General features: G+C 71.3%; 7 protein-coding genes. All 7 read left to right on the top strand.

The features are described from left to right. Positions 1 to 949 (top strand): intradiol ring-cleavage dioxygenase (locus tag B8460_RS14120; protein WP_241771196.1); only part of this gene is annotated, 949 nt, incomplete at its 5' end. Then, positions 946 to 2688, top strand: coding sequence for an FAD-dependent oxidoreductase (locus tag B8460_RS14115; protein WP_048862249.1), 1743 nt, complete (start codon positions 946 to 948; stop codon positions 2686 to 2688). The genes B8460_RS14120 and B8460_RS14115, both read left to right, overlap by 4 nt. A gap of 25 nt (positions 2689 to 2713) precedes the next feature. Then, complete coding sequence (locus B8460_RS14110; protein ID WP_199445654.1) at positions 2714 to 3985, top strand: ABC transporter substrate-binding protein; 1272 nt, start codon at positions 2714 to 2716, stop codon at positions 3983 to 3985. Between the two features lie 10 nt (positions 3986 to 3995). Continuing rightward, positions 3996 to 4727, top strand: a complete 732-nt coding sequence (locus B8460_RS14105) for an ABC transporter ATP-binding protein (RefSeq protein WP_048862248.1) — start codon at positions 3996 to 3998, stop codon at positions 4725 to 4727. Then, positions 4724 to 5428 carry an ABC transporter ATP-binding protein gene (locus B8460_RS14100; RefSeq protein WP_048862247.1) on the top strand — a complete coding sequence of 235 codons (705 nt, stop codon included), beginning with the start codon at positions 4724 to 4726 and terminating at the stop codon, positions 5426 to 5428. The genes B8460_RS14105 and B8460_RS14100 overlap by 4 nt, the downstream gene beginning before the upstream one ends. Positions 5429 to 5435: 7 nt before the next feature. Next, positions 5436 to 6302 (top strand): branched-chain amino acid ABC transporter permease, encoded by an 867-nt coding sequence (locus B8460_RS14095; RefSeq protein ID WP_048862246.1) that lies wholly within the window; start codon positions 5436 to 5438, stop codon positions 6300 to 6302. Continuing rightward, positions 6299 to 6735, top strand: a 437-nt coding sequence (locus tag B8460_RS14090; RefSeq protein WP_048862251.1) for an ABC transporter permease subunit, incomplete at its 3' end; no start/stop codon positions are given. The genes B8460_RS14095 and B8460_RS14090, both read left to right, overlap by 4 nt.

The raw sequence follows: 6735 nt of genomic DNA, 5'->3' as shown, positions 1-6735 counted from the left end.
GGTTTCGGACAGGACGCGCGCGCGCCGCCATGCGCAGCATCACAGCGGGAAGGAGACGGCCATGAGCGATCTCAACGAGCACACCATCACCGACGCGGTGCTGGCGCGGCTCGCCCATACGCCCGACCCGCGCATGCGGACGGTCGTCGAAAGCCTCGTGCGCCACCTGCACGGCTTCATCCGCGACATCGAGCCGACCTTCGCGGAATGGCAGACGGCGATCGACTTCCTCACCCGCACCGGGCAGATGTGCGACGACAAGCGGCAGGAGTTCATCCTGCTGTCCGACACGCTCGGCGCGTCCATGCTGGTCGATGCGATCAACCACCGCATGCCGGCGGGGGCGACCGAGACGACGGTGCTTGGCCCGTTCTTCGTCGAGGAGCGGCCGGAGTTGCCGAACGGCGCCGATCTCTCGCCCGGGCGCGACGGCGAGCGGCTGTTCGTGCGCGGCACGGTCTCCAGCGCCGGCGGCGGGCGCATCGCGGGGGCGCAGATCGACCTCTGGCATTCCGATTCCGACGGCTATTACGACGTGCAGCGCCACGACCTCGACGCGCCGAGCGGGCGCGGGCGCATACGCAGCGACGAGGAAGGCCGCTTCTGGTTCTGGACGACGCAGCCGACGCCCTATCCGGTGCCGCATGATGGCCCGGTGGGCGAGCTGCTGCGCGCGACCCAGCGCCATCCGTATCGCCCCGCGCATCTGCATTTCATGATCGCGGCTCCCGGGCACGAGACGCTGGTGACGCACCTGTTCGTGGAGGGCGACGCCTATCTCGACAGCGACGCGGTGTTCGGCGTCAAGGACTCGCTGGTCGTGCCGTTCAAATACGAGCACCCCGGCACCGCGCCCGACGGCACGCCGATGCCGGCGCGCTGGCGCAGCCTGACCTATGATTTCGGACTGAAGCCGCTCGCCGGCACCGCCCCGGAGCATCGTGCATGATCGAAACGGACGTCCTGATCGTCGGCAGCGGGCCGGCCGGCTCGTCGGCGGCGCTGGCGCTGTCGACCTACGGCATCCCCAACGTGCTGGTGACGAAATACCGCTGGCTCGCCAACACGCCGCGCGCGCACATCACCAATCAACGCACCTTCGAGGTGCTGCGCGACCTCGGCGTGGAGGCGCAGGCACGGGCGCTGGCGGTGCCGCAGGACTGGATGGGCAACACCGTCTTCTGCACGTCGCTCGCGGGCGAGGAACTGGGGCGCATCCAGACCTGGGGCACCTCGCCCGCCCGCCGCGCCGACTATCGCCTCGCCAGTCCCTGCGACATGGGCGACCTGCCGCAGAACCTGCTGGAGCCGATTCTGCTGGGCGAGGCGGCGGCGCGCGGGACGCGGGTGCGGTTCGATACGGAGTATCTGTCGCTCGAACAGGACGCGGCCGGCGTCACCGCGACGGTCGCTGACCGGGTGGGCGACACGACCTATCAGATACGCGCGAAATACCTGATCGGCGCCGATGGCGGGCGCAGCGTGATCGCCGAGCAGATCGGCCTGCCGATGGAAGGCCGGATGGGTGTGGCCGGCAGCATGAACATCGTGCTGGAGGCCGACCTGTCGCACCTGGTCGGGCACCGGCCGAGTGTCCTGTACTGGGTGCTGCAGCCGGGGTCGAATATCGGCGGCATCGGCATGGGGCTGGTGCGCATGGTGCGGCCCTGGAACGAGTGGCTGATCGTCTGGGGCTATGACATCAACGGCCCGGCGCCGGAGCTGACCGACGACGAGGCGATCGCGATCGCGCGCAACCTGATCGGCGACCAGACGGTGCCGATCCGCATCAAGTCCACCTCGCTCTGGACCGTCAACCACATGTACGCCACGCGCTATGCGGCGGGGCGCGTGTTCTGCATGGGCGACGCGGTCCACCGGCATCCGCCGTCGAACGGGCTGGGCTCCAACACGTCGATCCAGGACGCCTATAATCTCGCCTGGAAATTGGCCTACGTGCTGCGCGGACAGGCCGGGCCCGCGTTGCTCGACACCTACGACGCGGAGCGCGCGCCGATCGGGCGGCAGATCGTCACCCGTGCCAACCAGAGCATCGAGGAGTTCGGCCCGATCTTCGAAGCCCTCGGCCTGCTCGGCACGCATGACCCCGACCAGATGCGGGCGAACATGGAGGCGCGCAAGCAGCCGACGCCGGAGGCGGCGCGCCAGCGCGAGGCGTTGCGCCGCGCCATCGCCTTCAAGGATTACGAGTTCAACGCGCATGGCGTGGAGATGAACCAGCGCTACCGCTCTGCCGCCGTCGCCGGCGACGGCACGCCGGAGCCGGCGTACACGCGCGACGCGGAGCTGTATTACCACGCGACGACCTGGCCGGGCGCGCGGCTGCCGCACGTGTTCCTGCAACGCGACGGACAGCCGGTCTCGACGCTCGACATCGTCGGCGGTGGGCGGTTCACCGTGCTGACGGGGATCGGCGGCGAGGCATGGGTCGCGGCGGCCGAGGAGGCGGCGGCGCGCTATGGCATCGAGATCGCGGCGCATGTGATCGGGCCGGGACAGCCGCATGAGGATCTGTTCGGCACCTGGGCCGAGGCACGCGAGGTGGGCGAGGATGGCTGCGTGCTGGTGCGCCCCGATCAGCATGTCGGCTGGCGGGCGCAGGACGGGCGCGACGCGGCGGCGCGGCTCGCCGCGGCGATCGGCCGCATCCTCTGCCGCGACGGCTGACACACAAGAAATCGGGGGAAACGACGTGACAAACCAACAGGACGCGCCGGGGCCGACACGCCGGCGGCTGCTCGGCGGCGCCGGGCTTGCGACGGCCGCGGTGCTCGCCGGGGCGGCGCGGTCGGCGCGCGCGGCGGCGACGGTGAAGGTGGGCTATGTCAGCCCGCAGACCGGCCCGCTCGCCCCCTTCGCCGCCGCCGACGCCTTCACGCTGGCGGCGGCCAAGGCGGCGTTCGCCCGCGACGGGATCGCGGTCGAGTTCCTGGTGCGCGACAGCCAGTCCAACCCGAACCGCGCGGCGACGGTCGCGAACGAGCTGATCAACGCGGGCGTCGTCCTGATGCTGGTCGCCTCCACGCCGGAGACGGTCAATCCGGTGTCCGACCAGTGTGAGCTGGCCGAGGTGCCGTGCCTGTCCACCGAGGCACCCTGGCAGCCCTGGTTCTTCGGCCGCGGCGGCAAGCCCGGCGAAGGGTTCGAGTGGACCTATCACTACTTCTGGGGCCTGGAGGACGTGATCGCGGTCTACACCGCGATGTGGAGCCAGTTGTCGACCAACAAGTCGGTGGGCGGGCTGTTTCCCAACGACAGCGACGGCAACGCGTGGTCCGACACGGCGCACGGCCTGCCGCCGGCGCTGGCCAAGCTTGGCTACACGATGCACGACCCCGGGCACTTCCAGAGCGGCACCGACGATTTCGGCGCGATCATCAACGCCTTCAAATCGGCGAAGGCGGAGATCGTGACGGGCGTCGTCATCCCGCCCGACTGGACGACGTTCTGGACGCAGGCGCGCCAGCAGGGCTACCGGCCGAAGATCGCCTCGGTCGGCAAGGCGCTGCTGTTCCCGACCTCCGTCGAGGCGCTTGGCCGCGCCGGGCAGAACCTGTCGACCGAGGTGTGGTGGACGCCGCATCACCCGTTCCGCTCCTCGCTGACGGGGCAGGACTGCACGGCGCTCGCCGCCGCCTATACCAAGGCCACGGGGCAGCCATGGACGCAGCCGATCGGCTTCACCCATTCGTTGTTCGAACTGGCGGCCGACATCCTCAAGCGGGCGAAGGACCGCGGCGACCGCCACGCGGTGCTGGAGGCGCTGAAGACGACGAACCTGTCCACGATCGTGGGACCGATCGCCTGGGGCAAAGGCCCGATGAAGAACGTCACCAAGACCCCGCTGGTCGGCGGTCAGTGGCGGCTGCTGCCGGGAAGCGAGTTGAAATACTACCTCGTCATCGTCTCCAACACCATCGCGCCGGAAGTGCCGGTCGCGGACCACATGCAGCCGCTGCCGTAGCCGCCGACCGGTGACGGCGCTGCTGGACCTGTCGGGGCTGCGCAAGTCGTACGGGGCGCTGGTGGTGGCGGACGCGATCGACCTGTCGGTGTCGGCGGGCGAGGCGGTCGGCATCATCGGCCCGAACGGCGCGGGCAAGTCGACGCTGTTCAACCTGATCAGCGGCGACGTGCGGCCCGATGCCGGCACCGTGCGGCTGGACGGCGAGGACATCACGCATCTGCCCCCGCACGCGCGGGCGCGGCGCGGCATCGGGCGGTCGTATCAGATCCCGCTGCCGTTCGCGCGCATGTCGGTGTACGAGAACCTGCTGGTCGGCGCGCGCCACGCGGGGCGCGGACGCGTCGCCGATCCCGCGCGGCATTGCGGCGCGATTCTCGAACGCACCGGGCTGCTGGACGCCGCGGACCGGCCGGCGGGGCGGCTGACCCTGCTGGACCGCAAGCGGCTGGAACTGGCGCGCGCGCTGGCGACGGCGCCACGGCTGCTGCTGCTCGACGAGATCGCGGGCGGGCTGACGGATGCCGAGGCACATGCGCTGGTCGAGACGATCGCCGCCGTGCGCGCGTCGGCCGACGTCGCGATCGTGTGGATCGAACACGTGCTGCACGCCCTGCTGCCGGCGATCGGGCGGCTGGTGGTGCTCGATTTCGGCCGCGTCCTCGCCGAGGGCGCGCCGCAGGAGGTGATGGCGCGTGAGGCGGTGCGCGCCGTCTATCTCGGCGTCGAGGACCCGGTGTGAGCGCGCCTCTGCTGGAGACGCGCGGGCTGGTCGCGCAATACGGCGACACGGGCGCGCTGTTCGGCGTCGATCTGGAGGCGCGCGAGGCGGAGATCGTGGCGCTGGTCGGCGCCAACGGGGCGGGCAAGACCACGCTGCTGCGCGCCGTCTGCGGCCTGCTGCCGGTCGCGCCGGATCAGGTCCGGTTCGACGGCGCGGCGGTGGGCGGCGCCCCCGCGCACCGTCTCGTCGCCCTCGGCATGGCGATGGTGCCGGAGGGACGGCGGCTGTTCCCGTCGCTGTCGATCGAGGAGAACCTGACGCTCGGCGGTTGGTCGGGACGGCGCGGGCACTGGACGCTCGCGCGGGTGTACGAGCTGTTCCCGGTGCTGCGCGAGCGACGGACGGCGCGGCCGACGACGCTGTCGGGCGGGCAGCAGCAGATGGTGGCGATCGGGCGGGCGCTGATGGCCAATCCGCGGCTGCTGCTGTGTGACGAAATCAGCCTGGGGCTCGCCCCGGTGGTGATCCGCGACGTCTATGCGGCGCTCGGCGCGATCGCGGCGCAGGGGACGACGCTGCTGATCGTAGAACAGGACGTGGCGCTGGCGCAGCGCGTGGCATCGCGTCTTTATTGCCTGCGCAAGGGGCGCGTCGCGCTGTCGGGCGCGAGCGCCGCGCTCGGCCGCGACGACATCCGCCTCGCCTATTTCGGCATGTGAGAGGGCGATGCGGCCGGTCGATGTCATCGTGCAGGGCGTGCTGGTCGGCGGGCTGTACACGCTGTTCGCGACCGGGCTGTCGCTGATCTTCGGCGTGATGCGGCTGGTCAACCTCGCGCATGGCGACCTGATCGTGCTCGGCGCCTACATGGGCATCGTCACGACGCAGGCGCTGGGGCTGTCGCCCTTCGCGAGCCTGCTGGTCGTGGTGCCGGCGATGGCGGCGCTGGGCTATGCGCTGCAACGGCTGCTGCTGAACCGCACGCTGGGCGACGATCCGCTGCCGCCGCTGCTGGTGACGTTCGGCCTGTCGATCGTCATCCAGAACGCGCTGCTGGAGGGCTTCACCGCCGACGACCGCAAGCTCGCGATCGGCAGCCTCGCGACGCGCAGCCTGGCGCTGCCGGGCGGCATCGCGGTGGGGTGGTTCCCGCTGATCGTGCTCGCCTGCGCCATCGCGGTGATCGCGGGGTTGCAGGCGCTGCTGTACCGCACCGCCTGGGGGGCGGCGCTGCGCGCCACGTCGGACGATCCGGTGACGGTGCGGCTGATGGGGGTCGATCAGCGGCACATGTACGCGATGGCGATGGCGGTCGCGCTCGCCGTGTGCGGCGTCGCGGGCGTGCTGCTGGCGTGCTGGACCAACGTCGATCCCGGCGCCGGGCCGCAGCGCCTGCTGTATGGGTTCGAGGCGGTGATCATCGGCGGCCTCGGCAGCCTGTGGGGCACGCTCGCGGGCGGGCTGATCCTCGGCATCGCGCAGGCGGTGGGGGCGGCGATCGATCCGGCGTTCCAGATCCTGGCGGGGCACCTGGCGTTCCTGCTGGTGCTGCTGATCGCCCCGCGCGGGCTGCTGCCGCGCATGGCGGCATGAGCATGGCGACGGCCCTGCGCATCGCCCTGCTGGCGGCGGTCGGCGTGCTGGTGGTGGCGCTGCCGTCCCTGGTCGGCGCCGCGCGGCTCGGCTTCGCGGTCGAGATCGCCGACATGCTGGCGCTGGCGACGCTGTGGAACCTGCTCGCGGGCTACGCGGGCATCGTCTCGATCGGGCAGCAGGCGTATGTCGGCGCCGGCGCCTATGCGCTGTTCGCGCTGGTGATCCTGGCCGGCGTGCCGCCGCTGGCCGCCCTGCCGATCGCCGCGCTGGTGTGCCTCGTGCTCGCGGTGCCGGTGGCGTTCCTGCTGTTCCGGCTGCGCGGGCCGCAATTCGCGATCGGCAGCTGGGTGGTGGCCGAGGTGTTCCGCCTCGCCGTCGCGCAGAGCAACGCGCTCGGCAACGGCTCGGGCAAGACGCTGCCGCTCGCGGC

This window comes from Acidisphaera rubrifaciens HS-AP3, assembly GCF_000964365.1.
Lineage (GTDB): Bacteria > Pseudomonadota > Alphaproteobacteria > Acetobacterales > Acetobacteraceae > Acidisphaera > Acidisphaera rubrifaciens.
This window is presented reverse-complemented; position numbering and strand designations above follow the sequence as displayed.